Consider the following 642-nt stretch of genomic DNA (forward strand, 5'->3'; position numbering starts at 1 on the left):
GATTGACTGATCCGCATGGCTCCCGCCTCCCCGCCCGCCCGTTCGGCCGCGGCCACCCGGCCCCGCAACCGCAAGCAGCTCATCGTCGAGGCGGCCGGGCGGATCTTCAGCGAGCGCGGCTACCACAAGGCGTCCATGGAGGAGGTCGCCGCCGGTGTGGGGATCACCGCGACCGCTCTGTACCGGCACTTCCCGAACAAGTACGCGCTGTTCGCCGCGTGCGCCCACGTCATGGTGGACGGACTGGTCGCCGCGCTCGACGAGGTGCCGCCCGGGGCGGCCCTGACGGATGTGCTCACCGCCGTCACCCGGGTCACCGTCGCCCATCGCGCGTCGGGCGGTGTGTACCGGTGGGAGGCCCGGTACCTCGACCGTGAGGACCGCCGGCGTCTCGCGGTGAAGTTCGGCCGTCTCGTCGAGCGGGTCGACGAGGCGGTGCAGCACGAGCACCCGCTGCCCGACGAGCGCCTGCGGGCCATGGCGGCCCTCGGTGCGATCGGGTCCATCACGATGCACCGCACCTCCATCGCCGGACGCCGGGCCGAGGAGCTGCTGCTGGCGTCCGCGCTGCGGGTGGCCGCGACCGATCCGGCGGCGGGCCGGCCGGGCACGCGCCCCGTCGAACTGCCCGCCCGGCCGGTG

1 protein-coding gene is annotated in these 642 nt (G+C 74.6%); it reads left to right on the forward strand.

Annotated elements, in window-relative coordinates; genetic code table 11:
* Positions 1-15: 15 nt before the first annotated feature.
* Positions 16-642, forward strand: a 627-nt coding sequence (locus B7767_RS41810) for a TetR/AcrR family transcriptional regulator (protein ID WP_143652984.1), incomplete at its 3' end; no start/stop codon positions are given.

This window comes from Streptomyces sp. 13-12-16 (assembly GCF_002114215.1).
Taxonomy (GTDB): domain Bacteria; phylum Actinomycetota; class Actinomycetes; order Streptomycetales; family Streptomycetaceae; genus Streptomyces.